Origin of the sequence: Rhodobacter xanthinilyticus (assembly GCF_001856665.1) — a bacterium.
In the GTDB taxonomy this organism is placed as follows: domain Bacteria; phylum Pseudomonadota; class Alphaproteobacteria; order Rhodobacterales; family Rhodobacteraceae; genus Rhodobacter; species Rhodobacter xanthinilyticus.
This window is the reverse complement of the sequence record NZ_CP017781.1, coordinates 2,481,044-2,507,758: the sequence shown is the minus strand read 5'-3', so window position 1 is coordinate 2,507,758 and position 26,715 is coordinate 2,481,044. Positions and strand designations below refer to the sequence as shown.

Here is a 26,715-nt window from a genome sequence, read left to right as displayed (position 1 = left end):
TCACTCCTTGTTGGTTGGGGATCGCGCGCGCTTGGTCTTGCGGACCAGCGTGGCGATATCGATGCCGAGCGCCTTGGCGGCGCTTCGCTTGCTTCCGTTCTGTGCGACGGAAATTTCGATCACCCGGCTCTCGAAGGCCTGCACGAGGGCGCGCAGGCTCAGGTCTTCGGGCAGCGGGCCGGCCGCGCCGGGGGCGGGCGCGGGGGAGGGGGCGGGGAAGGGGGAGGCCGCGGCGTAGGGGGCGGCGCCCGGGGCGGGGGCGGGCGGCGCCTCGGGGGGCAGATGCGCGGGCTCGATCCGGGCGGCGCCTGCGGCCTCGGCGGCGAGCGCGGCGCAGCCGAGCGCGGTGGCAAGTTCGCGCAGGTTGCCCGGCCAGGCGCGCGCGCGCAGCGCCTTGCGCGCCGCGGCAGAGAGGGCAGGCCCCTCGCCGCGCGCGCGGGCGCGGGCGGCCACGATCGCCTCGGCGAGCGGGTCGAGAAGCTCGGGCTCCTCGGCGAGCGGCGGGAGCGCGCGCGAAAGCCCCGCGAGCCGGTGGTAAAGCGCCTCGCTGAGCGCGCCGGAGGCGAGCGCGGCCTCGAGCGGGCTGCGCGCCGCCGTCAAAATCGCAAATCCGCCCGCCTCGTCGCGGTCGAGCGCGGCGGCAAGGCGCGGTTGCAGCGCGGGGGCGAGATCGTCGAGCCCGTCGAGGATCAGCGCGCCGCCCTGCGCGGCGGCGAAGGCGCCCGGCGCCTCGGCGCCCGCGCCAAAAAGCTCGCGCTCGAAACTCTCGGCGGTGAGCGCGGCACAGGCGAGCGAGGCGACCGGGCCGCCCTGCGCCGCCGCCACGCGGCGCAAAAGCGTGGTCTTGCCCGCGCCCGTCGGCCCCGAAAGCGCGATCCGCAGCCCCTGGCCCAGGCCCGCGCGCAGCGTCTCGGCGAGGGTGCGGCGCAGCGGGCTCTCGAGGTAGAGCGGCGCGGCACTGGCCTCGCGGGCAAAGCGGAACTGGCCCGCACGGGGCGCGCTCACCGCGCTGCCCGCGGCCTCGCGCAGGGTGAAGAGCGCGCCATAAGCCTCGCCCGCCGTGCGCAGGATCGAGAGCCGCGCCGCCACCTGCCGCCCCGAGCCGAGCCGCCCCGTGGCCTCGGTGCGGCGCAATTGCAGCAGCGATTGCGCAATTGCGCCCAGCTCCGGGTCGGCGCCGCGCAGATGCCGCGCGAGATCGGTGCCGACGAGATCGGCGCGGCTGAGCCGCAACAACCGCTCGAGCGCGCTGTTGACCAGCCGGATCCGACCGTCGAGCTCGATCAGCGCGGCGCCCTCGGGCAGCCCTTCGAGGAAGCTCGCGAAGGCCGGGTCGTCGAAGAACACCGGGCGGGTGCGGCCGGCGCGGGCGGTGGTGTCGAGGCCGTAGAATTTCATGCCTGCACCTCCGCGCCCGCGCCCGCCCGCGGCCGCCGGCGCGCCTTGCGCCGCGCGGTGACGACATAGCGCCCCGGCGCGCCCGGCATCGCGGCCGCGCGCATCCGCCAGACCGCGCCCGCGCCGAGCGTCAGCTCGACCTCCGCCTCGCTCTCGCTCAGCGCCGCCGCGACCAGCGCCTCGCGCGCATGGCGGGTGCTGACGAAGCCCTCGAGCGGCTGGCCGAGGATCTGGTCATCGCCAAAGGCGCGCTGCGTGGCGGGGTTGGCGGCGAGCACCGTGCCCTCCTCGGAGAGCACGAACACCGGATCGGGCGCCGCGCCCAGAATATCGCGCATCACCTCCGCCTCCGAGCTCAGCGCCTGCTCGCGCGCCCGCGACGGCCCGATGTCGCGCGTGGTGCCCCACAGCCGCACGAGCTGCCCCTCGCGGATCAGCGCGCGAAAATCGTTCTCGACCAGCATCGGCGTGCCGTCATGGCGCTGGTCGATCGCCTGCGCGCCATCGAGCCGGTAGCCCGCGCGCACGAGATCATGGATCATCGCGCGGTTGACCGCGGTCTCGGGGAAGTAGCGGGTAACGGGCTGGGTGTTGAAATCCTGATCGGCCGGCACGTCGTAAAGCTCGGCCATCGCCGCATTGCAGGCCCGCCAGCGCGACGCATTGCGAAACACCTGATCGACGATCTCGGCCTCCGGGCGCGCCACGTCGACGGGCTCGAGAAACTCGATGCACCAACAGGCATCGCTCGCCGCACCGATCATCTGCGACAAGATCTCGACGCGCTCGAGGATCTCACCGGGCAGCCGCAGCGCCGCGCCATCGAGGGCGGTGTGAAACACGCTGATGCCGCCACCCGCGCGCCGCGCCACCGCCGCCATCATCGCCTGCTCGGTCTCCTCGCGCTCGCGCAACCACACGGCCACGGGCCGCGCCGGCAGCTCGCCGCCCGCAGCAAGCGCGCGCAGCCACTCGGCGCTTTGCGCGGCATAAAGCGCCTCGAGCGGCGCCCCCTCGGAGGCGCCCTCGGGCTGCGGCAACTCGCGCCGGGCCGCGGCATTCAGCGCCTCGATCGTGCCCGAGGGCGCAATCAGCGCCACCGGCATCGGCAGATCGAGATGGCAATCGCGGTCGTCTCGCATCGGGGTGGGTCCTTGTCTCATGAGCCTATCGGGAAAGGGGAGGGGGCGAATCTCAACGCGAATTTCTGTTTCGCGCGAAGATTCCTGAAAGCCTGCGCGGCAATGCGCAACCTATGATGCAAAAGTGCGGATTTTGCCCGGATAATTTCGGCCAAACCGAGAAATCTGCCGCTCCGGCGCGCAAAAGAAAAACCGCCCGGGTCTGCCCCCGAGCGGTTTCAACGATGCAGAAATATCCCGGGGGGCTCCGGCGCAAGCCGGAGAGGGGGCAGCGCCCCCTCCGCCCTCAGGCCCCGATCACCAGAAGATCGGCCGCGCGCAGCCCGAGCACGACAGTCTCGCCCAGCCGCGGCGGCGTCATATGCGAGGAGTTGAACATATCAAGCGCGAGGCTTTGCCCGCCCAGATCGGCCTTCAACCGGATCACCGCGCCGAGAAAATCGACATCGGTGATCACCCCGGTCAGCCCGGTGTCGAGCCCGTCCTGACCGAGCCGCACCATCTCCGGGCGCAGCCCGAGCGTGACGCGGCCCTCGGGCAGCGGGCGATGCAGCAAGATCTCGGTGCCGCCGAGGGCCACGCGCCCGGTCGCGGCGTCGCGCACCTCGGCCTCGAGCGTGTTGAGCGTGCCGACAAAGCTCGCGACAAAGCGCGTCGCGGGGCGGTTGTAGATCTCGAAGGGCGCGCCGACCTGATCGGCGATGCCTTCATGCATCACCACCACGCGGTCCGACATCGACAGCGCTTCCTCCTGGTCATGGGTGACGAAGATCGTGGTGATGCCGAGCTCGCGCTGGATCGCGCGGATCTCGTTGCGCAGGCTCACGCGCACTTTCGCATCAAGCGCCGAGAGCGGCTCGTCGAGGAGCAACACCTGCGGCTTCGGTGCGAGCGCGCGCGCCAGCGCCACGCGCTGTTGCTGGCCGCCCGAGAGCTGGAACGGGTAGCGGTTGCCCAGATCGGAGAGCCCGATCAGCGCCAGCATCTCGGCCACCCGCGCCGCGATCTCGGCCTTGGGCCGGCCCTGCACCTTCAGCCCGAAGCCCACATTCTGCGCCACCGTCAGGTTCGGGAAGAGCGCATAGGCCTGAAACACCATGCCGATATTGCGCTGGTTGGGCTTGAGGCGCGTGACCTCCTTGCCCGCGATCGAGATCGCGCCGGAGGTCGGCACCTCGAACCCCGCGACCATGCGCAGAACCGTCGTCTTGCCGCAGCCCGAGGGGCCGAGCAGCGAGATGAACTCGCCCTTGTCGACATCGAGCGAGAAATCCTTCACCACGCGGTTCGCGCCGAAGGTCTTTTCCAGATGGGAGAGGGTGAGATAGCTCATCGGGCGGCCTTGGAATGCTTGGAGAGACGGGTGACGAGCTGAATGAGTCCCATGCAGGCCCAGGTGATGCCGAAGGCGATCGTGGCGAGCGCGAAGGGCTCATAGGCGCGGTTGGCGCCCATCAGCTGCAGATAGGGCCCGAAGGCGGGCCGGTTGAGAAGCGCGGCCATGGTGAATTCGCCCATCACGATCGCGAAGGTGACAAAGGCGCCCGAGAGCACCGCGACGAGCACATTGGGCAAGATCACCCGCGCCAGCACCGTCACCCAGCCCGCACCGAGCGATTGCGCGGCCTCGGTGAGCGTCGCGACATCAATGGTGCGCAGCCCGGTATCGACGGCGCGATACATATAGGGCAGCGACAGCGTGGCATAGCCGAACATCAGCAGCAGGTTGGTGCCCGCCGTCGTGCCGGTCAGCGGCAGCCAGCTCGAGGTGTTGAAGAGCCGAATATAGCCAAAGACGATGACAATCGCCGGGATGACGAGCGGCAGGAGCGTGATGAACTCGATATAGGGGCGCAGCCGCGGCAGTTTGAGGCGCACCCAATAGGCCGTCGGCACCACCAGCAGCACGCCAAAGACGATGGTCAGCAGCGCCATCATCACCGAATAGGAAAACGTCTCGCGGAAGCGCGGATCGGCGAGCACCTTGGCATAGGCGTCGAAGCTGTAGGCGCCGCGGCGCATCGAGAGCGAAAACTCGACCATGCCGATCAGCGGCAAGATGAAATAGCCAAGCCCCAGCAGGAGCACGGCCCAGGCGGCGGCGCGTTTCATTTCAGCCACCTCTCGGAGCGCATCCGCAGCCAGATATAGATCACATTCGCGACCCCGGTGATCAGGATCATGCCAAAGGCCATCGCATAGCCCAGATGCGGGTTGCCGAGCACATCGCCGCGGATCTGCGCGAAGAGCATCACCGGCACGATATTGAGCGACGAGCCGGTGAGCGCGATCGCCGTCGCCACCGCGCCGAAGGAATTGGCGAAAAGGAGCGCGAAGGTGCCCAAAATCGTCGGGAACAGGATCGGCAGCGCCACCATGCGCCAATATTGCCCGCCCGAGGCGCCCAGACACGCCGCCGCCTCGCGCCACTCGCGCTTGAGCCCGTCGAGCGCGGGGGTGATGATCAGGATCATCAGCGGGATCTGGAAGAACAGATAAGTGATCGTCAGGCCCCAGAAGCTGAGGATGTTGAAGCCCATTGCGCGCAGGTTGATGCCGAATTCGGTCTTCAGGAACACCGTGACGAGGCCGAGCGGGCCAAGCGTGGCCAGAAAGGCGAAGGCGAGCGGCACGCCGGCGAAGTTCGAGGCCACGCCCGAGAAGGTCAAGAGCGGCGCGCGGATCGCGCGCGGCAGCCCGCCGAGCACCATCGCCGCGGCCATCAAGAACCCCGCAAGGCAGCCAAGCGCGGCGGAGGCCACCGAGATCTTGATGGAAATCCAGTAGCTTGAGAGGATCGACGGGGTGAAGAGCCCGGCGATGTTCTCGAAGGTGAAGGAGCCGTCGACACGCTGGAAGGCGCCGAGCACGATCTTCATCGTGGGCGCGATCAGAAACAGCGCGACGAAGAGCGCGAAAGGCACGATGCCGAGCCAGGCCAGCGGCAGGCGCCGGGCCGGGGCGGGCGGGCTCGCGGGGGCCAGGGGGCCGGACGCGGGGGGGCTTTGGGTCTCGCTCACGCGGTCTCCGATCGGTCAGGGGCGCCGCGCGGGTCGCGCGGCGCCGGGCGGAGCCTTGCGGCTCCGGGTCTCGTTACTGGACGTTGGCGCCGACGACGGCATCCCAGCCGCCGACAACGGCTTCCTTGTTGGCGCCCTGCTCCTCGATGGTCGGGAAATAGGCCTTGGCATAGCCCTCCGCCGGCGGCAGCGCGTCGATCAGCTCCTGCGGGATCTTGCCGGCCTCGGCCATCGCGTTGAAGCGCGCCGGGTGGCAATAGCCCTTCAGCCAGAGGTTCTGACCTTCATCCGAATAGAGGTATTCCATCCAGAGTTTCGCGGCGTTCGGGTGCGGCGCATGGGCCGAGATCGCCTGAACATAGACGCCCGCGAGCACGCCGGTGGCGGGCACGACCACCTCGGCCGGCGGGTTGCCGGCGAGCGTGTCGCGCCACGACAGCGCATTGTAATCCCACGAGATCACGATCGGCGTCGCGCCTTGCGCGAGGGTGCCGGCCTTGCCGATCACCGGCACGAAATTGTTGGCCGCGTTGAGCTCCTTGAAGTACTCGAGCCCCGCCTCACCCGAGGCCTTGCCCGCTTCGGCGCCTTTCGACAGGCCCGCCGCGAGCACCGCGAGGATCGCCTGGTTCGAGGCGCGCGGATCGCCCGCGAGCGCTACCTGACCGGCATATTCGGGCTTCAGAAGATCGGCCCAGTCGGTCGGCACGTTCTCGACGAGATCCTTGTTCACCATGAACGACATCACGCCGTAATAGTCGCCATACCAATAGCCGTCGGCGTCCTTGATCGTGTCCGGGATCTCGTCCCAAGTCGCGACCTTGTAGGGCTGGATCAGCCCTTCTTCCTTGGCCTGCGGGCCGAAGGCGAGGCCGACGTCGATCACGTCGGGGGCCTGCGGGCCGGTGTTGCCCTTGTTGGCGCGGATCGCCTCGAGCTCATCGGCCGAGCCCGCATCGGGGTTCAGCTCGTTGACGGTGATGTCCGGGTATTTCGCCTTGAACCCGTCGATCACCGCGCCATAGCCGCACCAATCATGCGGCAGCGCGATCGTGGTCAGCATGCCTTCGGCCTTCGCCGCGGCCTCGAGCGCGGCCATGTCCTCGGCCTGCACCATCGCCGTGCTGGCCAAAAGCGCCGCAACGCCCATCAACCAGTGCTTCGAATTCATCGTCATGTGGTCTCACTCCCCGTGATCGGTGTCGGCCCCCTCTGGGCTTCGACAAGCAGCTAGGCGCCTTCTGTGACACTCTCGCGACAGCGGCGCGACGTGGCCCGGTTTCTTTGACCGGTTGGGCAAGACTTGCCTGAAATCCGGCGCTTCGCAACAATTCTGTTACGCAGTCGTCATCTTTGCCGAAAATTTACGCGGCTGACCTTGCGGCAGGGCGGGCCCGGGCGCGGGGCGGCGCCGCCGCGCGCCTCTGTCGCGGCTTATTTCTGGTGATTTTCCGCCCGATCCATGCGATCCTGAGCCTCGGGAGGATTGCGACATGACCGAAATTACCAAGGATTTTCAAGGCCAAACCGTCATCTGCACCTTCGAGATGACGCCCGCCACCGCGGCCGAGCTGATGGAGGCGCTGCGCGAGGCCTATACCCATTGCATCCGCCATCAGCCGGGGTTCATCGGCGCGGGGCTGCATATGAACGACGCCCAGACCCGGATCGCCACCTATTCCAAATGGGACAAGCGCGGCGATTATCAGGCGATGCTGCGCACCCCCGAGATGATCAAGCGTAACCGCCATATCGCGACGCTGTGCCGCAGTTTCGAGCCGGTGATGTATGAGGTCCAGGCCGATTTCTGAGCCCGAATTCGCGTGCAATGCGGGCCGACTCGCCCTATTCTGCGGCGCAGCATGGGGGGTCGGATGGCTGGATTGGTAATCACGGTGGCGCAGCAAAAGGGCGGCGCGGGCAAGACGACGCTGGCGGTCAACCTCGCGGTGGCGCTGCGCGCGCGGGGGCGCAGCGTCGCGCTTCTCGACACCGATCCGCAGGGCTCGCTCGGCCGCTGGTTCATGGCGCGGCGCGATGTGCTGGGCGATCCGGGGCTCGATTTTTCGACCTCCTCGGCTTGGGGTGTCAGCTATGAGTGTGAAAAGCTTAAGAAAATCGTCGATGTGGTGATCATCGACACGCCGCCGAAGGTGGACAGCGATCTGCGCCCGGCGCTGCGCGAGGCGGATCTGATCGTGGTGCCGGTGGCGGCGAGCCATGTCGATCTCTGGGCGACGGAAGGGGTGCTCGATCTCGCGCGGCGCGAGGGCAAGCGGCCGAAGGTCGTGCTCAACCGTGTCAAGCGCGGCACCCGGCTCGACGCCGAGGTGCGCGAGGCGGCCGAGCAGCTCGAGGCCGATCTCGTGGAGGCCTCGCTCGCGCATCGGGTGGTTTTTGCCGAAACGCTGGGGCAGGGGCTCGGCGTGCTCGAGGCGCCGCGGCGTGGCCCGGCGAGCGCCGAGATCGAGGCGCTGCTCGACGAGCTTCTCGCCTGACTCAGGCCGCGGCCTCTTCGCGCAACAGCGCGTCGAGCGCCTCCGGGTCTCGGATCAGGACGATGTCGCGCGAGATCGTGACGCCGAGCGGCTTCAGCCGCGAGAGCGCGCGCGACAGGCTCTCTGGTTTGATCCCGAGATAGGCCGCGATTAGGTGTTTTTCGAACGGCAGGATGACGCGCAGCCCGTCCTCGGTCACGCAGGCATGGGCGCACAGGAAGGCCGCGACGCGCTGCAGGGCGCTGCACGATTTCAGATCGGTGATCTGGTCGAGCAGCCCGTCTGTCGCGGCGAAGCTCTCGTGCAGCAAGGCCTCTTGCAGGCCCGGGTCTGTTGCGGCTGCGGCGCGGATCTCGGGCGCCGGCAGGATCAGCAAGTCGCAGTCCGAGGCGGCATCGGCGCCGAAGCTGCGCGCCGCGCCGCGCAGCCCGTCGGCGAGGCCAAACGTTTCGCCGCGGGTGTGGATGCCCAGCAGCGCCTCGCAGCCATTCGGGGCGATTCGGTAGAGTTTGACCCAGCCCTCGAGCACCAGATGACAGGCTTGAGCCCGGCTCTGGTGGAGGAAGATCGTCTCGCCCCGATGATAGTGGCGCAGCCGCGCGCTTCGTCTGAGGCGCTCGCGGGTCTGCGGGCCGGCGGCGCGGAGCAGGGCGCAGGAGCGCGTGATAAGGGCGAAAGTGTCTGCCATCGGATCCCTCGGGGCGGTGTGAGGCTGCGGGTGTGGACGGGTAAAATGCTGCACGGCAAAGGCGGAACGCTGCGATGGGGCCGGTCCCGGCTTCCCTTCGTTACAATCAGGGCGCGAATCTTTCTGCTCCGGGGATATTTGAGCATCTTGTCCGTTTTTGGGCAACCGGTTTCTCACATAGTCGTGAGCGCGATCGCGTCGGGCGGGGCGCCTCGGATTCAGGATTTGTTAACCCTGTCGGGCAATCCTGCTCGCATGGTTGCACTGAGTCGAATCCCCCTTCCCGGGCAGACCCGGTTTTTCACCCTTCGCCTGGCGCGGGGCGAGACGGATCTGTTGATCCGCGAGATCGAGACGCTGCGGCTTGCCTGGCGCGCGACGGTCGCGGCCCATGCAACGCGCTGCGAGGCGATGGTGGTGCTGCCTGATCACCTCCATGCGGTGCTGACCCTGCCGCCGGGACCGCGCGAGGCGCTCACGCGCTGGCGGTGTTTTCGCGACGCTTTTGCCCGCACGGTGCGGCCGGACGCGCCGCAGACCGTCTGGGAGCCCGAGATCCTCGCGCAGGATCTGCGCGATGAGGCCGAGGTCAATCGCCACCTGGCGCTCTGCTGGCAAGACCCGGTCCGGCATGGGTTGGTGCGCACGCCGGAAGATTGGCCCTATTCCTCGTTGCACCGCGATTTGCGCAACGCGGCGCGGCGCCGGGCTGTGGCCTGACGCAGGGCACGGCGGAGGTTACGCCGCCCGGGAGGCGGCGCCCGCGCTCTCGTCGCCGCGGAACCGGCCGACCAGCTCGTCGAGCGAGAGGGCCTGATCGCGCAGCACCATGCAGGCGGCGGCGGTCTCTTCGACGCCTGCGGCATTGGTCTGCTGGGCCCGGTCGAGCTGCGTCACGGCGGTGTTGATCTCGGCGATCCCCGAGGCTTGCTCATGTGCGGAGGACGCGATTTCGCTGACATTGCGCGAGATCGTTTCGATCGAGACGACGATCGAATGCAGCGCTTCGCCGGCCCGGCCGACGAGCGCCACGCCGGTATCGACCTGCACCCCGCTTTCCGAGATCAGCGAGTTGATGTCGCGGGCGGCTTCCGAGGCGCGCTGGGCAAGGGCGCGCACCTCCGAGGCGACGACCGCAAACCCGCGGCCGGCCTCGCCCGCGCGCGCCGCTTCGACGCCTGCGTTCAGCGCGAGCAGGTTGGTCTGGAAGGCGATGTCGTCGATCACGTTGATGATCTTCGAGATCTGCGCCGAGGAGCCCTGGATCGTGCCCATTGCGGTCACCGCTTCTTCAACGACGCGGGTGGTGTCGCGGGCCTCGTCGGTCGCGCGGCGCACCAGCGCATCGGCGTCGCGCGCGCTCGAGGCGGCCGATTGCACGGCATTGGTGAGCTCATTGAGCGCCGCGGCGGTTTCCTCGAGCGTCGCGGCCGAGGTTTCGGTCTGGCGCGACATGTCTCCGGTCGCGTTGGTGATCTCGTGGACCCCGCCGACGATGTTGCGCGTGGCGCCATCGATCGCGGAGAGAAGATCGCTCAGCCGCGCCACGGTTTCATTGAAATCGAGGCGCAACTGTTCGTAATCGCTCGAGAATTGCTCGGAGATCGCGACATCGAGATTGCCGCCGGCGAGGGCGCGTAGCGAGGAGGCGAGGCTGTCGACGACCGCGCCCTGTTCGCGCGCGCGCGCGGCGCGCTGGGCCTCTTCGCGCGCGCGGGCGGCCTCGGCGGCCTCGGCGGCTTGGCGTTCCCGCTCCTCTTCGGCGCGGCGCAGGGCCTCGCGTTCCTCGGCGAGGCGGCGTTGCTCCTCGAGGCGTTCTTCGCGCTGACGCTCGGCCTCGGCGCGCAGGCGGGCCTGTTCGCCTTCGAGACTGCGCTTCTCGATCAGGCCGCGGCGCAGGGTTTCGACCGCGCCCGCCATCGTGCCGATCTCGTCGTGGCGGTCGGCGCCGGGCACTTCGGTGTCATAATGGCCTTGCGCGAGGCCATCGACGGAGGCCAGCATCTGCGCGAGCGGGCGGCGCACCATCTTGCGTGCGGAGAAGCCGATGGTAAGCAGCGCCATCAGCAAGATCGCAGCGCCCCCCGCGATCGCGCCGAGCACCTCATGGCGCACCGGCGCGGTGAAGACCGTTTCCGGCACGTCGAGAATCGTCGCCCAGGTGGTGTTCATCCCGGTCGTCGTGAACGGGTAGATGAAGCGGCGATAGCTGCCATCGAGGCTCCGCAACTCGCGCGGCTTGCCATCGGCGAGGGCCTGAGCGAGCAGCTCCTTGCCCTCGTCTTCATAGGGTTTGGTCAGCCGCGCGGCATCGGGGTGGGCGACCCATTTGCCATTGCTGTCGACCAGCGTCATTCGCCCGCCTTCGAAAGTTTCCATCGCGGCCAGCAGGCTGGAGAGTTCTTTCAGCGTGATGTCGACGCCCGCGATCGCGACGATTTCGCCCTTCACCCGCACCGGCGCCGCTGCCGAGGTCATCACGAATCCCTCGTCGGTGATATAGGGTTCGGTGATCAGGATCTTTCCCGTGGCGAGCGGCGAGGCATACCAGCTCGCGCTCTCGTCGATCGCGAAGGTCGAGAAATTCAGCCCGCCGGTGTCGGATTTCGTCCAGAACGGGGTGAACACGCCCGCCTCGTTGCGCCCGCTCGCGCCGGTCACGAATCGGTCGGTCGTGCCGTCGGTGAGGCCCGACATCCAGGAGGAGAAGAGCGTGTCATATTCGCCCGGAACCGCCTCGAGCAGCGCGATCAGCTGCTCGCTCGTGGCCGCGCCGGTGCCCAGGTAACCGCCGAGCGCCCCGGCAAGCCCGGTCGCGGCCGAGGTCGCCACGGTGATCTCGCGCGAGACCTCGCTCGCGGCCCATTCGGATTTGTCATGGGCGAGGTCGGTCACCTGCGCCTCGACCCGATGAAAGGTCATCCAGCCGCCGACCGCAGTGATCAGCGTGACGATCAACGCGATGGCGAGGCCGGTGGCGAGCACCAGTTTTCCCGAGACGGTGGCGAAGAGCGATTTCATGCCGAGGCTCCTATAGGTTTCGGGCAACCCTCGCCGCAAAAGCGAAAGAAACCGTAAAAATACGGGCAAAGGCGCAGAAAATGCCGCCGGTAGACTTAAATCGCCGTGTCGCGAGCGCCGCGCCGCCGCCTCAGGCCAGTTTTTGCGACAAAAGCGGCATCACCAGCGAGAAGAGCTCGGCTTGCGAGCTGATCGCGCATTTGCGGTAGAGCTGTTTGCGAAACACCTTCACCGTCTGCGCCGAGATCTCGAGGCGCAGCGCGATCGAGACCGAGCTGTGGCCGCGCAGGATCATCAGCGCGATCTGCGCCTGACGGGGGCTGAGCGCGATATCATGCACCGCGCGCAACTCGGCGATCAGCACATCGAGAAGCGCCTCGTCGTTGAAATCGCCCCCCGATTTCAGGCTCGCCCAGTTTTGCGCGATCAGCCCGCAGACGATCGGCGTGATCCGCTCGGCCTCGGCGATGTCGCGCGGGCTGAACCGCCGCCCCGAGGCCGCGTCGCGGCCGAGGCCGATATGCACCGACACCCCCTCGGCGGAGTAGGCGACATAGGCGATCTCGTCGACCAGCGTCGTCGCGCGGTAATAGGTGGCGTAATATTCGTTGCGCTGGAAATGGTCGGGGGCGATGTCTTGCATCCGGTAGAGGCCGGCGGGCGCGCGCTCGAGGTGGAGCGTATAGAAAGGGTCCACCAGATAGGCGCCCGCGAGATAAGTGCTGAAAATTTGATCATGCACGCGCGGCTGCATCGACTGGGTGAACAGAACTTCGGGCGCGCGGTTCTGAAAATAGGCCAACATGGTCGTGTTGTCGATTTCATAACACCGCGCAAGCCATTGATATAGCGTGACTTCGAAGCGCTCGCCGCCGAGCGCCTCGATCGCGCGCCCGAGGCTCGCTTCGGTCGAATTCGGCAAGGGCCGCATCATACCACCTTGGGGGTATATACCCCCGCAAAACCTCTCCCTTACGCTTTCCAGGCCCGCAGGGGGGTATCAATAAAGGGAAAAACATGCCCGCACAGGATATCGCGATCCATGTCGACAAGGTCGTCAAGACATACGGCACGGTGACCGGCTGCATGGCGTCTCGCTCGAGATCCGCGCGCAGGAATTCTTCACGCTGCTCGGCCCCTCGGGCTGCGGCAAGACCACGCTTTTGCGCGCGATCACGGGGTTCGAGGATGTCACCGAGGGGGCGATCTTGCTCCATGGCGAGGATATCGCGCCGCTGCCGCCCTACAAGCGCCCGATCAACACGGTGTTCCAGCAATATGCGCTGTTCCCCCATATGACGGTGCTCGAGAATGTCGTCTTCGGCACCCGCCGGCTCGGCTGGACGGTCGAGGACGCCCGCGACCGCGCGCGGCAAGTGCTTGATCTGGTGCAGCTTTCCGAGTTCGCCGAGCGCCGCCCCGCGCAGCTTTCGGGCGGCCAGCAACAGCGCGTGGCGCTCGCCCGCGCGCTTGCGCCGCGGCCCAAGGTGCTGCTCCTCGACGAGCCGCTCTCGGCGCTCGATCTGAAGCTGCGCCAGGCGGTGCGCCCCGAGCTCAAGGCGCTGCAACGCGAGACCGGCATCGCCTTCATCTTCGTCACCCATGACCAGGAGGAGGCGCTGACCATGTCCGACCGGATCGCGGTGATGTCGGCCGGCCGCGTCCAGCAGGTCGGCACCCCGCGCGAGATCTATGAGGCGCCGGTCAACCGCTTCGTGGCCGATTTCATCGGCGAGACCAACCTGATCGAGTCGAGATCGCGGGGCAGGGGGACGGCACCGCCGAGGTGATCTTGCCGGGCGGGGCGCGGCTTGTCTGCGCGGGCCATGCGCCGGGGCTCGGGCGGGGGCATCTGAGCCTGCGCCCCGAGCGGATCGACCTCTGCGCGCCGGGCGCGGGGCTGATGCGGGCCACTGTGCTCGATCATGTCTATCTCGGCACCGATATCCAGCTGCGCACGCGGCTTGTCGATGGCGAAGAGGTGGTGGTGCGGGTGCAAAACGTGGCCTCCGGCCTGCCCGAGGTGGGCGCCGAGGTCGGGCTCAAACCGGAGGCGGGCGCGGCGCGCCTGCTCGTCGACTGATGGCGGGCGGGGGTCCCTCGGGCGGCGGCTCCGGCTCGTCGATCTACCGCGGCGCGGCGGGGCGGCTGATGCTGCCCGGCTGGCTGATGATCGGCCTTTTCATGCTGGTGCCGGTGCTCCTGATGGCGGTCTACTCCTTCCTCACCCAGGAGTTCCGCGGCGGCGTGATCTGGCGCCCGACGCTTGCGGCCTATGACCATTTCTTCCTCAACCGCGGGTTCTTCGGCGATGAGCCGCCGGTGATCGAATGGACCTATCTGACGATCTTCTGGCGCTCGATCTGGCAGGCGGGGCTGGCGACGCTCCTGTGCCTCATCGTCGGCTTCCCGACCGCCTGGTTCATCGCCACGCGGGCGCCGAGAAGCCGCGCGCTCTGGCTCTTTCTCGTCACCGTGCCCTATTGGGTGAACCTCTTGATCCGCACCGTCTCGATGAAATTCCTGATCCGCGACGGCGGCCCGCTGAACGAGCTTCTGAACGCGCTGGGCCTCTTCGACGGCGCGCTCGGCATCGTCAACACCAACCTCGCGGTGCAGCTCGGGCTCTTCTACAGCTACCTGCCGTTCATGGTCCTGCCGATCTATGCGGCGGTGGAGCGCTATGATTTCGCCCTCTCCGAGGCCGCGGCCGATCTTTACGCCGGCGCCTGGGAGACGCTCGCGCTGATCATCCTGCCGGTGGTCAAACCGGGGATCGTGGCGGGCTGCATCCTGGTCTTCGTGCCCTCGCTCGGCGCCTTCCTCGCGCCCGATCTCCTCGGCGGGGCCAAGGCTTTCATGATCGGCTCGCTGATCGAGGAGCAGTTCAAGGGCGCGGCCGGCAACTGGCCCTTCGGCGCGGCGGTCTCGATGGTCTTGATGACGATCGTGATGGGGGTTTTGCTCGTCTATGCGCGGGCTCAGGCCAAGGGGGGCAAATGATGGCTCGCAAGATCGACCTGCGCCATTTCACCGGCTTTCGCGCGATCACCGTGCTCTGCCTCGTGGTGCTTTACACGCCGCTGATCGTCGTCGCGGTCTACAGCTTCAACGCCTCGGCTTCGATCACCAACTGGGGCGGCTGGTCGCTCAAATGGTATCTCGATGTCTTCACCGGGCCCGAGGCGGGCAAGTTCCGCGCCGCGACGGTGAATTCGCTCCTGATCGCGGTCACCGCCTCGATCACCGCGACGATGATCGCCACCGCGGCCGCCGTCGCCATGCACCGCGCCGGGCGGTTCCGCGCCAAGGCCCTCTCGTTTGCGCTGATCAACCTGCCGCTCATGGTGCCCGAGGTGGTGACCGCGGTCGCGAGCCTGATCTTCTTCACCACGCTCGGCTTCAAGGGCGGGCTCGGCACGATCCTGCTCGCCCATATCACCTTCTGCATCCCCTTCGCCTATCTGCCGATCGCGGCGCGGCTGCAAAGCCTGCCCGATACCTATGAACAGGCGGCGATGGATCTCTACGCCTCGCCCCGCGAGGCCTTCAAACTGGTGCTGATACCGCTTCTCGCGCCGGGGATCCTCTCGGGGTTCCTGCTCGCCTTCATCATCTCGCTCGATGACTTCCTGATCACCAATTTCGTCAAGGGCGCGGGCGTCGAGACCCTGCCCACCGCGATCTTCGGCGCCGTCAAACAGGGGATCAAACCCAATATCATGGCGATCTCGACGCTGATGCTGGCGATCTCGGCGCTTTTCGTCACGCTCTCCTGGCTGATCGGCCGGGCCGGGCAGGGCCGCGCCGAACGCGCCTGACCACCTCATAACAAGACCAACCAAACCAACCCAACAGTGGAGCCAACCTGATGAAATCCCTCCTCGCTTCCTCCGCGATCAGCCTTCTCGCGCTCGCCTCCGCCGCCGAGGCCGAGGGCAGCCTGCTGCTCTATAACTGGTTCGAATACCTGCCCCAGGAGCTCGTCGACAAGTTCTCCAAGGAATATGACGTCAAGGTCACCATGGATACCTACGACAGCAACGAGGCGCTCCTCGCGGCGCTGAAGGCGGGCAAGCTCGGCTCCTATGACCTCGCGGTGCCGGGCGATTACATGGTCAAGATCCTCGCCGATGAGGGCATGCTCGACACCTTCACCCCCGACGAGATCCCGAATTTCGCCAATATCTCGCCCGAATGGGTCGATGTGCCCTTCGACCCGGGCCGCCATTCGACGATCCCCTATCAATGGGGCTCGACCTCGTTTGCGGTGAACCGCACCGTCTACAAGGGCGATATCAACACCACCGACATGATCTTCAACCCGCCCGAAGAGGTGAAGGGCAAGATCAACGTGCTCGACACCGCGGGCGAGCTGCTGACCTTCGCCTCGCTGCATCTGGGCATCCCGCAATGCACCACCGACCGCGCCCAGCTCAAGGCGCTCAACGATCTCGTGCTCGGCGCCAAGAAGGATTGGGCGTCGTTCGGCTCCGATACCGCCAAGGAGGTGCTGGTCTCGGGCGAGGCCTCGGTCGGCATGATCTGGTCGGGCTTCTCGGCCAAGGCCCGCGTCGAGGGCGCGCCGATCGAATATGCCTTCCCCAAACAGGGCTATATCGTCTGGATGGATAACGTCGCGCTCTTGAAGGACGCGCCCAACCGCGAGAATGCGCTGAAGTTCATGAACTTCATGCTCGAGCCGGAAAACGCCGCGGCGCTGACCAATTACGCGCAATATTCGGCCGGGGTTTCGGGGGTTGCGCCGTTCCTCAGCCCCGAGGTCGCGAATTCGCCCGAGTCGAACCCGCCGGCGGGGGGCAATGCGGTCTTCGTCGAGGCCTGCCCGCAGGAGGTGCAGAAGATGTATGACGCGATCTGGACCAATCTGAAAAAGTAACCGGTCATCCCCATGAAACTCGCACTCTATCAGGGCCCCGTCATCGACGGGGCCACCGGGGAGGCTTTTGCCAAGATCCGGGAGGTTCTGACGGCGGCGGCGGCGGCGGGGGCCAGGATGGCGCTCTTTCCCGAGCTCTTCCTGCCCGGCTACAACCACCCCGAGCATCACGCGGCCCTCGCCCAGCCGCTGGGCGGCGCCTGGATGACCGCGCTTTCCGCGCTCGCGCGGGAGACCGGCTGCGGGCTGACCATCGGTTGGGCCGAGGCGGCGGACGGCACCGTCTACAACGCCGCCACCACGATCGACGCGGGCGGCGCGCTGCGCGGCCATTACCGCAAGATCCAGCTCTACGGGCCGATGGAGAGGGCGAGTTTCACCCCCGGGGGGGCTACTGCCTGTTCGATCTCGAGGGCGTGAAATGTGCCCTCCTGATCTGCTATGACGTTGAATTCGCGCCGCATTTGCGCGCGCTGGCGGCGGCGGGGGCCGAGCTTGTGCTGGTGCCCACCGCCAACCCGCGAGGCTTTGAACATGTGCAGGATTTCCTCGTGCCCGCCCGCGCGGCCGAGCTCGGCCTGATCGTGGCTTACGCCAATTTCTGCGGCGAGGATGCGGGGCTTGGCTTCTGCGGGCGCTCGCTGATCGCGGGGCCCGACGGGCGGGCGCTCGCCGCCGCGGGCCCGGGCGAGACGCTGCTCATCACGGATCTCGGCGCCGCCGCGCTCGTGCCGGCCGCGCACCGCTCCACCCAGCTTTCGGATTTGAGGAGTATCTCCGATGACGCTTGATATCCCCGCCACCACCGATGCGGTGCTCACCGCCGACACCCATCTGATCCAGTCCTGGGCCGATCTCGACGCGCTCAAGCAAAACGGCGCGCGCACGGTGATCGTGGGTGCCAAGGGCACCCGCGTGCGCGACAGCGACGGGCGCGAGCTGATCGACGGGATTGGCGGGCTCTGGTGCGTCAACGTGGGCCACGGCCGGCGCGAGATCATCGAGGCGATCACCACCCAGCTCGAGACCCTCGATTTCTACTCGACCTTCTACAATTTCACCCACCCCGCGGCGGCGGCGCTGGCCGAGAAACTCGCCGCGCTCGCGCCCGGTTCGCTCAACAAAGTGCATTTCGGCAATTCCGGCTCGGTCGCGAATGAAACCGCGGTGCGGATGCTGCATCACTACAACAACCGCCTCGGCCGGCCGCAGAAGAAGCGCATCCTGAGCCGGATCGGCGCCTATCACGGCTCGACCCATCTCGCGATCGCGATGACCACGCCGGGCTATTCGAAGGGCTGGGACGCCGCGCGCGAGCTCGTCCACCACCTGCGCTGCCCCCATCACTGGCGCGAGGGCGCGGGGATGACCGAGGCCGAGTTCCTCGACGCGCTGGCCGAGGATCTGACCGCCACGATCGCGTTCTACGGCGCCGAGACGATCGCGGCTTTCATCGCCGAGCCGATCATGGGCGCGGGCGGCGTGATCACCGCGCCCGCGGGCTATCATGCGCGGATGGCCGCGATCTGCCGCGCGCATGAGATCAAATATATCTCCGACGAGGTGGTGACCTCCTTTGGCCGGCTCGGGCATTTCTTCGCCTCGCAAGATGTCTTCGGGGTCGAGCCCGACATCATCACCACCGCCAGGGGCCTGACCTCGGGCTATCAGCCGCTCTCGGCCACGATCATCTCCGACGAGATCCATGAGGTGATCTCGGGGCCGGGCGGGGCGTTCCTGCACGGGATGACCTATTCGGGCCATCCGGCGGCGGCAGCGGCGGGGCTTGCCAATATCGCGCTGATGGAGGCCGAGCAGATCCCCGAGCGGGTGCGCGTCACGGGCAAGCGTTTCGAGGCCGCGCTGCGGGGGCTGATCGATCTCGATCTGGTGGGCGAGGTGCGCGGCAGCCATTTCATGATCGGCATCGAATTCGTGCGCGACAAGGCCGCCGGCGCGCCCTTCGCCGAGGAGGCGAAGATCGGCATGAAGGTCGCGGCGGCTGCGCAAAAGCGCGGGCTGATCGCGCGACCCTTGGGCAATATTCTCATTCTCGCGCCGACGCTCGTGCTCTCCGAGGCCGAGATCGACGAGGTGGCCGGGATCCTGCGCGAGGCGATCACCGAGGTGCAGGCGAGCCTCTGAGGGGGGGGCGCCGCGGCGCCCCTTTCACTTGATGCCCTCGAGCAGCTCTGCGGCCTGCGCGATCGCGGCCTCCTGCCAGGGGCGCAGCTCCTGGCCCGGGTAATGGGCGAATTCCTCGAGGAACGGGTCGGTGATCGGGGTCTTGATCCCCGACAGCTCCTCGAGCACCGCAAGCCCGCAATAGGGCACATAGGCCGCCGAATAGCCGCCCTCATGGCTCATCACGAGCCGCCCGCCGCAGAGATCCGCCGCCGCCTCCATCAGCATCCGCGTCATCGCGCGGTAGCTCTCCGAGTGCAGCATCATCCGCCCGAGCGGATCGGCCGCCGAGGCATCGAACCCCGAGGCCACCACGATCAGATCGGGCTTGAAGCGCCGCAGCGCCGGGAGCACCACGCGCTCGAAGGCCGCGAGATAGGCGCCATGCCCGCAGCCGGCCATCAGCGGGATGTTCAGGTTCAGCCCGACCCCCGCCCCCGCGCCGCGCTCGGAGAGCGTGCCGCTCGCGAAGGGGTAGAGCCCCTCCTGATGAAGCGAGATCGCGAGCACATCGGGGTCCTCGTAAAAGGCCGCCTGGGTGCCGTTGCCGTGGTGCACATCCCAATCGACCACCGCCACGCGTTCGAGCCCCCGCTCGGCCCGCGCCTTCAGGATCGCGAGCGGGATATTGGCGAAGAGACAAAAGCCCAGCCCGTCGGCGGCCTCGGCATGATGCCCGGGCGGGCGCACCAGCGCATAACCGTTCGCGACCTTGCCCGTCACCACCGCATCGAGCACCGCATGCGTGCCCCCCGCCGCGAGCCGCGCGATCTCGAAACTGCCCGGGCCGAAGGGGGGGCCGGGGCTCGCCTCGCCGCCCATCCCCGCCGAGAGCGCGCGCAGCTTCTCGATATACTCGGCCGGGTGATAGCGCCCGAGATCGGCGTCGGTATAGGCGCTCGCGCGGATGGGCGTCAGCGCCTCGGTGAGCCCCGAGACCTCCATCAGGTTGCGAAAACGGCGCTTCGTCTCGGGGTTTTCGGCGTGCTCGCCGGGCTCGACGGTGAGCCCCGGCGGGCAGACAAGCGCCGAGCGCCCGGTGTCATGCCACAGATAAAGCTCATGAAAATTCCACCCCGTCGCCATCGCTCTCTCCGGTCTTGCGCGCCTTTGCCCGCCCAGAGTGGCGCCCCGCGGCCTCGGTGTAAAATGCAAAAACAACGACAGATTCTCGCGCGGAGAAAGTTTCGTCACCCCTCTGTCGGCAAGGTTTTGGGAAACTGTTACCGGACGGTAAAATTTTTGTCGCGACCGGCGCGCAGGGTCCGCGCCATCAATTCACCCGATGGGAGACCCCGGATGTTCCTCAAGACGACGACCCTCGCCGCCACCGCGCTCGCGCTCACCGCCACCACGGCGCTCGCGCAGACCGAGATCAGCTGGTGGCACGGCATGGGCGGGCGCAATGGCGAGGTGATCAACGAGATCGCCACGAAATTCAACGAAGCCCAGAGCGAATGCCACCTGACCCCGCTCTCGAAGGGCACCTATGAAGAGGCGCTCGCGTCCGGGATCGCGGCGTTCCGCTCGGGTGAGCAGCCCAATATCTTGCAGGTCTTCGACGCGGGCGCGGCCACGATCATCGCCGCCAAGGGCGCCACGATCCCGGCCGAGGACATGATCACCGGCGCGGGCAAACCCTTCGAGCGCGACGCCTTCATCCCGGGCGTGCGCAATTTCTACGCCGACCGCGATGGCAAGTTCATCGGCATGCCGTTCAACTCCTCGGCGCCGATCCTCTATATCAACACCGAGGCCTTCGCGAAGGCCGGGGTCGAACCGCCGAAAACCTGGGAAGAGTTCGAGGCCGTCGCGCCGAAGCTCAAGGAGGCGGGCTATCTGCCGCTGACCGCTTCGCAGCTCACCTGGCAGTTCGTCGAGAACTTCAAATCGCGCAACAACCAGCAATTCGCCACCAATGAAAACGGCTATGCCGCGACCGAGGGCACCGAGATCCTGGTCAATGACGACGCGACCGTGATGATGTTCGACCATCTCAAGGATTGGGCCGACAAGGGCTGGTACGGGTTCTACGGCGCGGGCTGGGCGGATAACCAAAAGCCCTTCGAGGAAGGCAAGGCGGCGATGTGGGTTGGCTCCTCGGGGAGCTTCGGCGGGCTGCAAAAGACCGCGACCGCGCCGTTCTCGGCCGAATTCCTGCCCTATTGGGCCGCGCTCGGCCAAGGCACGCAGAGCTTCATCGGCGGCGCCGCGCTCTTTGCCTTCTCCGGCAAGCCCGAGGCGGAAAACAAATGCACGGGGGAGTTCTTCTCCTTCCTGACCCAGCCCGAGGTGCAGAAATTCTACCATCAGGCGACCGGCTATGTGCCGATCACCACCGCCGCCTATGAGCTCGCGAAATCCGAGGGCTATTACGAGAAGACCCCGGTCGCCGAGGTCGGCATCCAGCAGCTGATGCTGCCGGGCGGCGAATGGTCGAAGGGCTACCGGATGGGCTTCTACCCGCAGATCCGCACCGTGATGGAGCGCGAGTTCAACCGCATCTTCTCGGGCGAGGTCACGCCGAAACAGGCGCTCGACACGATCCAGAGCGAAGGCGATGCGCTCTTGGCGAAATTCGCGAAAACCGCGGGCTGATCGGCCCTGACCTTGGCCCCGGCGCGGCCCGTCCGCGCCGGGGTCTCGTTTTCCCGGAGAGAGAGATGTCGGTTTCCATCCCCGCCCGCCGCCGCGCGCCCGCGCCCCCCGCGCCGCCCGCCAAGCGCGTGCAATTCGACCGCCCGGTCACGCCCTGGCTCTTCGTCTTGCCGCAACTCGTTGTCGTGGCTGTGTTTTTCTACTGGCCCTCGGTGCAGGCGGTGCAATCCTCCTTCTATCTCGAGGATCCGTTCGGCTTTGGCGCCTCTTTCGTCGGGCTCGACAATTACCGCGACACGCTCGCCGCGCCCGAATATCGGATGATCGCGGCCTTCACGGCGTTCTTTGCGGCGGTGGTGACGGCGCTGGCGCTCGGGCTCGGGCTCTTGTTCGCGGTCAAGGCCGACAAGGTGATCCGCGGCGCTTCGGCCTACAAGACCGCGCTGATCTCGGTCTATGCGATCGCGCCGCCGGTGGTGGGGCTTGTGGGCATGATGATGTTCGACATGCATATCGGCCCGTTCACCGAGCTCGCCGCGCTCTTTGGCTGGCAGATGCAGGTGGGGATCGACTACTGGGATACGGTCGTGGCGCTCGTCACCGTCGCGGTCTGGAAGCAGATCCCCTACAACTTCATCTTCTTCCTCTCGGGGCTGCAATCGGTGCCCACCGCGGTGCGCGAGGCGGCGCTGATCGATACCCGCTCGGGCTGGGCGCGGTTTCGCGATGTCACCGCGCCGCTTCTGGCGCCGACCGCGTTTTTCCTGCTGATCATCAACATCACCTATGCGCTCTTCGATACCTTCGGGATCATCGACGTGATGGTGAAGGACAAGCCCGCCAACAACCCGATCACGCTGGTCTACAAGGTCTATCTCGACGGGTTCAAAGGCAATGACATCGGCGGCTCGGCGGCGCAGTCGGTGATCCTGATGGCGGTCGTCGCGGCGCTGACGGTGGCGCAGTTCCGGTTCCTCGAACGCCGCGTGCATTACGGATAAGCCCATGCAACGTATCAAGTTTTTCGACCACCTGATCCTCATGCTCGGCGCCGCGGTGCTGGTTCTTCCGGTGCTCGTCGCGTTCATGTCCTCGACCCATGCGGCGGCCGAGATCCATGCGCGCGGGCTCTTTCTCACCCCCGGCGCCGAGGGGGTGGCGACCTATACCAAGGTGCTGACCCAGAAGGGCGGCTTCACCGGCGAGGTCACCGGCGCGCGGATGGCGATGAACTCGCTGATCCTCGGGCTTGGCTTTGCGCTGGGCAAGATCGCGCTCTCGATGATGGCGGCCTATGGGCTCGTCTACTTCCGCTTCCGCTTCGCCACGCCGATCTTCTGGATGATCTTCACCACGCTCCTGCTGCCGCTCGAGGTGCGGATCATGCCGTCCTATCAGGTGATGAGCACCTTGGGCGCGCTCAACAGCTACTGGGGGCTGATCGTGCCGCTGCTGGCCTCGGCCACCGGCACCTTCTACTTCCGCCAGTTCTTCAAATCGGTCCCCGACGAGCTTCTCGAGGCCGCGCGGATCGATGGCGCGGGGCCCTGGCGGTTCTTTCTGGGCGTGCTGGTGCCGCTCTCGCGCCCGATGATGGCGGCGATCTTCATCATCATGTTCGTCTATGGCTGGAACCAATATCTCTGGCCGATGCTGATGACCACCGATGAGCGGTTCTTCACGCTCTTGCGCGGTATCAAGTCGATCCTGCAGGTCTGGATCGGCGCGCAGATCCCCGATTACAACGAAGCCTTCGCCCTTGCGGTGCTGGCGATGCTGCCGCCTCTGGGCGTCGTGCTCGCCTTCCAGCGCCTGTTCATCAAGGGCCTTACCGAAAGCGATAAATGATGGCCGGACTGACCCTGAAAAACGTGGGCAAGACTTATGCGGGCGGCGTGCAGGCCGTGGCGGGGGTCGATCTGGAGGTGGCCGACGGCGAGTTCATCGTGCTCGTCGGGCCTTCGGGCTGCGGAAAATCGACGCTTCTGCGCATGGTTGCGGGGCTCGAGGAGATCTCGGAGGGCGAGGTGGCGATCGGCGGGCGGGTGGTGAACCGGCTCGAACCGGCCGCGCGCGACATCGCGATGGTGTTCCAGAATTACGCGCTCTACCCGCATATGAGCGTGCGCCAGAACATGGAATGGGGGCTCAAGAACGCCCGCTTGCCCGCGCCCGAGATCGCCCGGCGCGTGGCCGAGGCCGCGCGGATGCTCGAGCTCGGCCCCTATCTCGACCGCAAGCCCCGCGCGCTCTCGGGCGGCCAGCGCCAGCGCGTCGCGATGGGCCGCGCGGTGGTGCGCGAGCCCGCGGCCTTCCTCTTCGACGAGCCGCTCTCCAACCTCGATGCGCGGCTGCGGGTGACGATGCGCGGCGAGATCCGCCGGTTGCAACGCCGCCTCGGCACCACCGCGCTCTATGTCACCCATGATCAGCTCGAGGCGATGACGCTCGCCGACCGGCTCGTCGTCTTGAACGGCGGGCGGATCGAGCAGGTCGGGCGCCCGCTCGAGGTCTATCACCGCCCCGCCTCGACCTTCGTGGCGGGCTTCATCGGCGCGCCGGCGATGAACCTGCTCGATGCGGTTGTGGCCGGGGGGCGGCTCGTGCTCGCGGGCGTCGATCTCGGCCCCGCCGCGCGCGCCGAGGGGCCGGTCACGCTCGGCCTGCGCGCCGAGGATCTGCATCTCGCAGGCGCGGGGAACGGGCTCTGCGTGGCGCTCGATTATGTCGAGGAGCTGGGCTCGGGCCGGATCGCGCATGGCTTTGCCGAGGGCCAGCCGATCGCCGTGGCGCTTAGCCCCGGCGCGCCGCTCGGGGCCGAGATCCATGTGCGGCCCGCCCGCGCGGGGCTGCATCTTTTCGACCCGATCACCGGCGCGCGGCTCCCCGATCTGCCCGAGGTCGCGGCCGCCTTGCGCGCAGGCGCCCTCGCATGAGCGCGCTTTCCTTCGCCACCTGCGCGGCGCTGCCGGTGACGCCCGAGCCCGCGCGCGGCGCGCTTGCCGGGTTGCGCCGCAGCCTCGCGGTGCATAAGGCCGCGCGCGCCGAGCTGCCGGCCTTCGGCGCGGTCGAGCTGGCCCCGCCGCCCGCGCCCGCGCGCCTCGCGCTGCCGCTCCGCGTCGCGGCCTGGAACCTCGAGCGCTGCCTCTTCCCCGAGGAGAGCGCCGCGGCGCTCGGCGGCCTCGATGTCGTGCTCCTCTCCGAGATGGATCACGGCATGGCGCGCACGGGCCAGCGCCACCCGACCGCCGAAATCGCCGCCGCGCTCGGCATGGGCTACGGCTATGCGCTTGAATTCCTTGAACTTGGCCTCGGCTCCGAGATCGAGCGCGGCTTTGCCACCGAGGCCGAGAATGCGCGCGGCTTTCATGGCAATGCGCTCCTCTCCCGCGCGGCGCTTGCGCGGCCCTTCCGGCTGACGCTGCCCGGGCTCGGGCAGTGGTTCTTCGACCCCGAGCAGCCGCGCCTGGGCGAGCGCGTCGCGGTCGGCGCCGAGATCGAGACCGAGGCGGGCCCGGTCGTCTTCGTCTCCACCCATCTCGAGAGCGCCTGCGGCCAGGGCCACCGCGCCGCGCAGATCGGCGCGCTGATCGAGGCGCTGGAGGCCGAATTCCCCGGCCGCCCGGTGCTGATCGGGGGGGATCTGAACACCGGCAACCATGCGGGCGGCGATTGGCGCGGCGAGAGCCTCTTCGAGATCGCCCGCGCGGCGGGGTTTTCGGCCCATGGCGGGTGCGAGGAGGCGCCCACGACGCGCCCCTCGCTGATCACCCGCTGGCCCGAACGCGCGATGAAGCTCGACTGGTTTTTGGCGAAGGGCCTCGTGCTCGGCCCGGTCGCGATCCGGCCCGCGCTGGATGCCACGGGCCGGCCGCTCTCCGATCATGACCGGATCGAGACCGAGATCCTCGGCCTCGCGCCCGCTCAGGCGGCGTAACGCGCGATCGCGAGGTCGTCCGCCGCAATCGCCGGGCGGCGCGCCGAGATCGTATCGGCGAGCACCTGCGCCGAGCCGCAGGCCATCGTCCAGCCAAGCGTGCCGTGGCCGGTGTTGAGGAACAGGTTGTCGAACCGCGTGGCGCCGATGATCGGCGTGCCGTCGGGCGTCATCGGGCGCAGCCCGCTCCAGAAACTGACCGCGCCGAGATCGCCCGCGCCGCCGAACAGATCCTCGAGCGAGAGCTCGAGCGTGGCGCGCCGCGCCTCGGGCAGATCGGTCGAGAAGCCCGCGATCTCGGCCATGCCGCCGACGCGGATCCGCTCGCCGAGCCGGGTGATCGCGACCTTGTAGGCCTCGTCCATCACGGTCGAGACCGGCGCGCGGGCGGCGTCGCGGATCGGCAGGGTCAGCGAATAGCCCTTCACCGGGTAGATCGGCGCGCGCAGCCCGAGCGGCTTGAGAAGCTTCGGCGAGAAGCTGCCCATCGCCACGACGAAGGCCTCCGCCCGCACCGGGCCGGTTGCGGTCTCGACGTGGTCGATCCGCCCGCCCGAAATCGCCAAGCCCTTGATTTCCGTGCCAAAGCGGAAGGTCACGCCGAGCGCCTCGGCGCGTTCGCGCAGCGCATTGGTGAACAGGAAGCAATCCCCCGTCTCGTCGCGCGGCAGCCGCAGCCCGCCCACGATCGGCGCCCGCGCCTGCGCGAGCGCGGGTTCGGCCGCGATGCAGCCCGCCCGGTTGAGCACCTCAAACGGCACCCCGTCGCGCTCGAGCACCGCCAGATCCTTGCCGATCGCGTCGAGCTGCTTTTGGCTGCGGAACACTTCGAGCGTGCCCTGCGAGCGGTTGTCGTAGCTGATCCCGGTGTCCTCGCGCAGCGCGATCAGGCAATCGCGGCTGTATTCCGCAAGCCGCACCATCCGCGCCTTGTTCACCGCATAGCGATCGGCCGTGCAATTGCGCAGCATCTCGACCATCCAGCGCCAGGTCTCGGCGTCGGTCGTCGGCCGGATCACCAGCGGCGCGTGTTTCTGGAACATCCATTTGATCGCCTTCGACGGGATCCCGGGCGCGGCCCAGGGCGCGGCATAGCCGGGCGAGATCTCGCCGGCATTGGCAAAGCTCGTCTCGAGCGCGGGGCCCGGCTGACGGTCGAGGACGGTGACCTCATGGCCCGCACGGGCGAGGTAATAGGCGGAGGTGACGCCGACGACGCCGGCCCCGAGAATGGTGATCTGCATGACGCGCTCCCTGACAGATTGTCGCACCATAAGGGCAGCGCGGCGCAAGAAATGGCCGATGTTGCGGGCACGGGGCAAAATATCG

At 67.7% G+C, this 26,715-nt stretch carries 25 protein-coding genes and 1 pseudogene; 15 read left to right on the top strand and 11 right to left on the bottom strand.

The window, feature by feature from the left end; genetic code table 11:
• The 6 genes from LPB142_RS12225 to LPB142_RS12200 form a co-directional block, all read right to left on the bottom strand.
• Positions 1-1,398, bottom strand: coding sequence for a sigma 54-interacting transcriptional regulator (locus tag LPB142_RS12225; protein WP_071166546.1), 1,398 nt, complete (start codon positions 1,396-1,398; stop codon positions 1-3).
• A complete protein-coding gene (locus tag LPB142_RS12220) occupies positions 1,395-2,540 on the bottom strand; it encodes a PAS domain-containing protein (RefSeq protein ID WP_068765779.1) in 1,146 nt (381 codons plus the stop codon). Before LPB142_RS12220 ends, LPB142_RS12225 begins: the two co-directional genes overlap by 4 nt.
• 286 nt (positions 2,541-2,826) lie before the next feature.
• On the bottom strand, positions 2,827-3,873 hold the full coding sequence (locus LPB142_RS12215; protein ID WP_071166545.1) for an ABC transporter ATP-binding protein: 1,047 nt from the start codon (positions 3,871-3,873) through the stop codon (positions 2,827-2,829).
• A complete protein-coding gene (locus LPB142_RS12210; protein ID WP_068765781.1) occupies positions 3,870-4,652 on the bottom strand; it encodes an ABC transporter permease in 783 nt (260 codons plus the stop codon). Before LPB142_RS12210 ends, LPB142_RS12215 begins: the two co-directional genes overlap by 4 nt.
• The gene (locus LPB142_RS12205; protein ID WP_068765921.1) at positions 4,649-5,524 is read right to left on the bottom strand and encodes an ABC transporter permease; all 876 of its coding nucleotides are present in this window, start codon (positions 5,522-5,524) and stop codon (positions 4,649-4,651) included. The genes LPB142_RS12210 and LPB142_RS12205 overlap by 4 nt, the downstream gene beginning before the upstream one ends.
• A 109-nt stretch (positions 5,525-5,633) precedes the next feature.
• A complete protein-coding gene (locus LPB142_RS12200) occupies positions 5,634-6,731 on the bottom strand; it encodes an ABC transporter substrate-binding protein (RefSeq protein ID WP_198037896.1) in 1,098 nt (365 codons plus the stop codon).
• 322 nt (positions 6,732-7,053) lie between these two features.
• Between LPB142_RS12200 and LPB142_RS12195 the strand changes: the two genes are divergently transcribed.
• Both LPB142_RS12195 and parA read left to right on the top strand, forming a co-directional pair.
• On the top strand, positions 7,054-7,371 hold the full coding sequence (locus tag LPB142_RS12195; protein WP_068765783.1) for an antibiotic biosynthesis monooxygenase family protein: 318 nt from the start codon (positions 7,054-7,056) through the stop codon (positions 7,369-7,371).
• Positions 7,372-7,434: 63 nt separating this feature from the next.
• The gene (gene parA / locus LPB142_RS12190; protein ID WP_071166543.1) at positions 7,435-8,058 is read left to right on the top strand and encodes a ParA family partition ATPase; all 624 of its coding nucleotides are present in this window, start codon (positions 7,435-7,437) and stop codon (positions 8,056-8,058) included.
• Between the two features lies 1 nt (position 8,059).
• On the opposite strand, the gene LPB142_RS12185 is transcribed toward parA, so the two are convergent.
• Complete coding sequence (locus LPB142_RS12185; protein ID WP_071166542.1) at positions 8,060-8,746, bottom strand: Crp/Fnr family transcriptional regulator; 687 nt, start codon at positions 8,744-8,746, stop codon at positions 8,060-8,062.
• Here LPB142_RS12185 and LPB142_RS19960 point away from each other — a divergent pair.
• Positions 8,639-9,466 (top strand): REP-associated tyrosine transposase, encoded by an 828-nt coding sequence (locus LPB142_RS19960; RefSeq protein ID WP_394328599.1) that lies wholly within the window; start codon positions 8,639-8,641, stop codon positions 9,464-9,466. The two genes, LPB142_RS12185 and LPB142_RS19960, sit on opposite strands and share 108 nt — an antisense overlap.
• An 18-nt stretch (positions 9,467-9,484) precedes the next feature.
• On the opposite strand, the gene LPB142_RS12175 is transcribed toward LPB142_RS19960, so the two are convergent.
• Positions 9,485-11,767 carry a methyl-accepting chemotaxis protein gene (locus LPB142_RS12175; RefSeq protein WP_068765787.1) on the bottom strand — a complete coding sequence of 761 codons (2,283 nt, stop codon included), beginning with the start codon at positions 11,765-11,767 and terminating at the stop codon, positions 9,485-9,487.
• 130 nt (positions 11,768-11,897) lie between these two features.
• On the bottom strand, positions 11,898-12,701 hold the full coding sequence (locus LPB142_RS12170; RefSeq protein ID WP_082872886.1) for a helix-turn-helix transcriptional regulator: 804 nt from the start codon (positions 12,699-12,701) through the stop codon (positions 11,898-11,900).
• A gap of 130 nt (positions 12,702-12,831) precedes the next feature.
• Between LPB142_RS12170 and LPB142_RS12165 the strand changes: the two genes are divergently transcribed.
• The 7 genes and pseudogenes from LPB142_RS12165 to LPB142_RS12140 all read left to right on the top strand — a co-directional run bounded on the left by LPB142_RS12165 (position 12,832) and on the right by LPB142_RS12140 (position 18,812).
• A complete protein-coding gene (locus tag LPB142_RS12165) occupies positions 12,832-13,557 on the top strand; it encodes an ABC transporter ATP-binding protein (RefSeq protein ID WP_330390802.1) in 726 nt (241 codons plus the stop codon).
• A 2-nt stretch (positions 13,558-13,559) separates the two neighbouring features.
• Positions 13,560-13,850: a TOBE domain-containing protein gene (locus LPB142_RS19885; protein WP_330390643.1), complete on the top strand. Its 291-nt coding sequence runs from the start codon at positions 13,560-13,562 to the stop codon at positions 13,848-13,850.
• On the top strand, positions 13,850-14,770 hold the full coding sequence (locus LPB142_RS12160; RefSeq protein WP_071166541.1) for an ABC transporter permease: 921 nt from the start codon (positions 13,850-13,852) through the stop codon (positions 14,768-14,770). Before LPB142_RS19885 ends, LPB142_RS12160 begins: the two co-directional genes overlap by 1 nt.
• Entirely contained in the window at positions 14,767-15,588 is an 822-nt protein-coding gene (locus tag LPB142_RS12155; protein ID WP_071166540.1) for an ABC transporter permease, read from the top strand. The genes LPB142_RS12160 and LPB142_RS12155 overlap by 4 nt, the downstream gene beginning before the upstream one ends.
• 50 nt (positions 15,589-15,638) lie before the next feature.
• Positions 15,639-16,667 (top strand): extracellular solute-binding protein, encoded by a 1,029-nt coding sequence (locus LPB142_RS12150; RefSeq protein WP_071166539.1) that lies wholly within the window; start codon positions 15,639-15,641, stop codon positions 16,665-16,667.
• 12 nt (positions 16,668-16,679) lie between these two features.
• Positions 16,680-17,458: pseudogene (locus tag LPB142_RS12145) on the top strand (carbon-nitrogen hydrolase family protein).
• Positions 17,448-18,812, top strand: coding sequence for an aminotransferase class III-fold pyridoxal phosphate-dependent enzyme (locus LPB142_RS12140; protein WP_071166538.1), 1,365 nt, complete (start codon positions 17,448-17,450; stop codon positions 18,810-18,812). Before LPB142_RS12145 ends, LPB142_RS12140 begins: the two are co-directional and overlap by 11 nt.
• Positions 18,813-18,836: 24 nt before the next feature.
• On the opposite strand, the gene LPB142_RS12135 is transcribed toward LPB142_RS12140, so the two are convergent.
• Positions 18,837-19,937 carry a class II histone deacetylase gene (locus LPB142_RS12135; protein ID WP_071166537.1) on the bottom strand — a complete coding sequence of 367 codons (1,101 nt, stop codon included), beginning with the start codon at positions 19,935-19,937 and terminating at the stop codon, positions 18,837-18,839.
• A gap of 213 nt (positions 19,938-20,150) precedes the next feature.
• Between LPB142_RS12135 and LPB142_RS12130 the strand changes: the two genes are divergently transcribed.
• The 5 genes from LPB142_RS12130 to LPB142_RS12110 all read left to right on the top strand — a co-directional run bounded on the left by LPB142_RS12130 (position 20,151) and on the right by LPB142_RS12110 (position 25,386).
• Positions 20,151-21,449, top strand: a complete 1,299-nt coding sequence (locus LPB142_RS12130; protein WP_071166536.1) for an extracellular solute-binding protein — start codon at positions 20,151-20,153, stop codon at positions 21,447-21,449.
• Positions 21,450-21,514: 65 nt separating this feature from the next.
• Positions 21,515-22,450 (top strand): ABC transporter permease subunit, encoded by a 936-nt coding sequence (locus LPB142_RS12125; RefSeq protein ID WP_071166535.1) that lies wholly within the window; start codon positions 21,515-21,517, stop codon positions 22,448-22,450.
• Between the two features lie 4 nt (positions 22,451-22,454).
• Positions 22,455-23,297: an ABC transporter permease subunit gene (locus LPB142_RS12120; RefSeq protein WP_071166534.1), complete on the top strand. Its 843-nt coding sequence runs from the start codon at positions 22,455-22,457 to the stop codon at positions 23,295-23,297.
• Positions 23,297-24,385, top strand: coding sequence for a sn-glycerol-3-phosphate ABC transporter ATP-binding protein UgpC (gene ugpC, locus LPB142_RS12115; RefSeq protein ID WP_071166533.1), 1,089 nt, complete (start codon positions 23,297-23,299; stop codon positions 24,383-24,385). The genes LPB142_RS12120 and ugpC overlap by 1 nt, the downstream gene beginning before the upstream one ends.
• The gene (locus tag LPB142_RS12110) at positions 24,382-25,386 is read left to right on the top strand and encodes an endonuclease/exonuclease/phosphatase family protein (RefSeq protein WP_071166532.1); all 1,005 of its coding nucleotides are present in this window, start codon (positions 24,382-24,384) and stop codon (positions 25,384-25,386) included. Before ugpC ends, LPB142_RS12110 begins: the two co-directional genes overlap by 4 nt.
• Here LPB142_RS12110 and LPB142_RS12105 read toward each other — a convergent pair.
• On the bottom strand, positions 25,374-26,630 hold the full coding sequence (locus tag LPB142_RS12105) for a D-amino acid dehydrogenase (protein ID WP_071166531.1): 1,257 nt from the start codon (positions 26,628-26,630) through the stop codon (positions 25,374-25,376). The genes LPB142_RS12110 and LPB142_RS12105 overlap by 13 nt on opposite strands.
• Between the last annotated feature and the right edge of the window lie 85 nt (positions 26,631-26,715).

What these genes read in the sequence shown, in the direction of transcription:
- LPB142_RS12225 (WP_071166546.1), bottom strand. Translation starts at nt 1,398, where the DNA reads ATGAAATTCTACGGCCTCGACACCACCGCCCGCGCCGGCCGCACCCGC.
- LPB142_RS12220 (WP_068765779.1), bottom strand. Translation starts at nt 2,540, where the DNA reads ATGCGAGACGACCGCGATTGCCATCTCGATCTGCCGATGCCGGTGGCG.
- LPB142_RS12215 (WP_071166545.1), bottom strand. Translation starts at nt 3,873, where the DNA reads ATGAGCTATCTCACCCTCTCCCATCTGGAAAAGACCTTCGGCGCGAAC.
- LPB142_RS12210 (WP_068765781.1), bottom strand. Translation starts at nt 4,652, where the DNA reads ATGAAACGCGCCGCCGCCTGGGCCGTGCTCCTGCTGGGGCTTGGCTAT.
- LPB142_RS12200 (WP_198037896.1), bottom strand. Translation starts at nt 6,731, where the DNA reads ATGAATTCGAAGCACTGGTTGATGGGCGTTGCGGCGCTTTTGGCCAGC.
- LPB142_RS12195 (WP_068765783.1), top strand. Translation starts at nt 7,054, where the DNA reads ATGACCGAAATTACCAAGGATTTTCAAGGCCAAACCGTCATCTGCACC.
- parA (WP_071166543.1), top strand. Translation starts at nt 7,435, where the DNA reads ATGGCTGGATTGGTAATCACGGTGGCGCAGCAAAAGGGCGGCGCGGGC.
- LPB142_RS19960 (WP_394328599.1), top strand. Translation starts at nt 8,639, where the DNA reads ATGATAGTGGCGCAGCCGCGCGCTTCGTCTGAGGCGCTCGCGGGTCTG.
- LPB142_RS12185 (WP_071166542.1), bottom strand. Translation starts at nt 8,746, where the DNA reads ATGGCAGACACTTTCGCCCTTATCACGCGCTCCTGCGCCCTGCTCCGC.
- LPB142_RS12175 (WP_068765787.1), bottom strand. Translation starts at nt 11,767, where the DNA reads ATGAAATCGCTCTTCGCCACCGTCTCGGGAAAACTGGTGCTCGCCACC.
- LPB142_RS12170 (WP_082872886.1), bottom strand. Translation starts at nt 12,701, where the DNA reads ATGATGCGGCCCTTGCCGAATTCGACCGAAGCGAGCCTCGGGCGCGCG.
- LPB142_RS12160 (WP_071166541.1), top strand. Translation starts at nt 13,850, where the DNA reads ATGGCGGGCGGGGGTCCCTCGGGCGGCGGCTCCGGCTCGTCGATCTAC.
- LPB142_RS12155 (WP_071166540.1), top strand. Translation starts at nt 14,767, where the DNA reads ATGATGGCTCGCAAGATCGACCTGCGCCATTTCACCGGCTTTCGCGCG.
- LPB142_RS12150 (WP_071166539.1), top strand. Translation starts at nt 15,639, where the DNA reads ATGAAATCCCTCCTCGCTTCCTCCGCGATCAGCCTTCTCGCGCTCGCC.
- LPB142_RS12140 (WP_071166538.1), top strand. Translation starts at nt 17,448, where the DNA reads ATGACGCTTGATATCCCCGCCACCACCGATGCGGTGCTCACCGCCGAC.
- LPB142_RS12135 (WP_071166537.1), bottom strand. Translation starts at nt 19,937, where the DNA reads ATGGCGACGGGGTGGAATTTTCATGAGCTTTATCTGTGGCATGACACC.
- LPB142_RS12130 (WP_071166536.1), top strand. Translation starts at nt 20,151, where the DNA reads ATGTTCCTCAAGACGACGACCCTCGCCGCCACCGCGCTCGCGCTCACC.
- LPB142_RS12125 (WP_071166535.1), top strand. Translation starts at nt 21,515, where the DNA reads ATGTCGGTTTCCATCCCCGCCCGCCGCCGCGCGCCCGCGCCCCCCGCG.
- LPB142_RS12120 (WP_071166534.1), top strand. Translation starts at nt 22,455, where the DNA reads ATGCAACGTATCAAGTTTTTCGACCACCTGATCCTCATGCTCGGCGCC.
- ugpC (WP_071166533.1), top strand. Translation starts at nt 23,297, where the DNA reads ATGGCCGGACTGACCCTGAAAAACGTGGGCAAGACTTATGCGGGCGGC.
- LPB142_RS12110 (WP_071166532.1), top strand. Translation starts at nt 24,382, where the DNA reads ATGAGCGCGCTTTCCTTCGCCACCTGCGCGGCGCTGCCGGTGACGCCC.
- LPB142_RS12105 (WP_071166531.1), bottom strand. Translation starts at nt 26,630, where the DNA reads ATGCAGATCACCATTCTCGGGGCCGGCGTCGTCGGCGTCACCTCCGCC.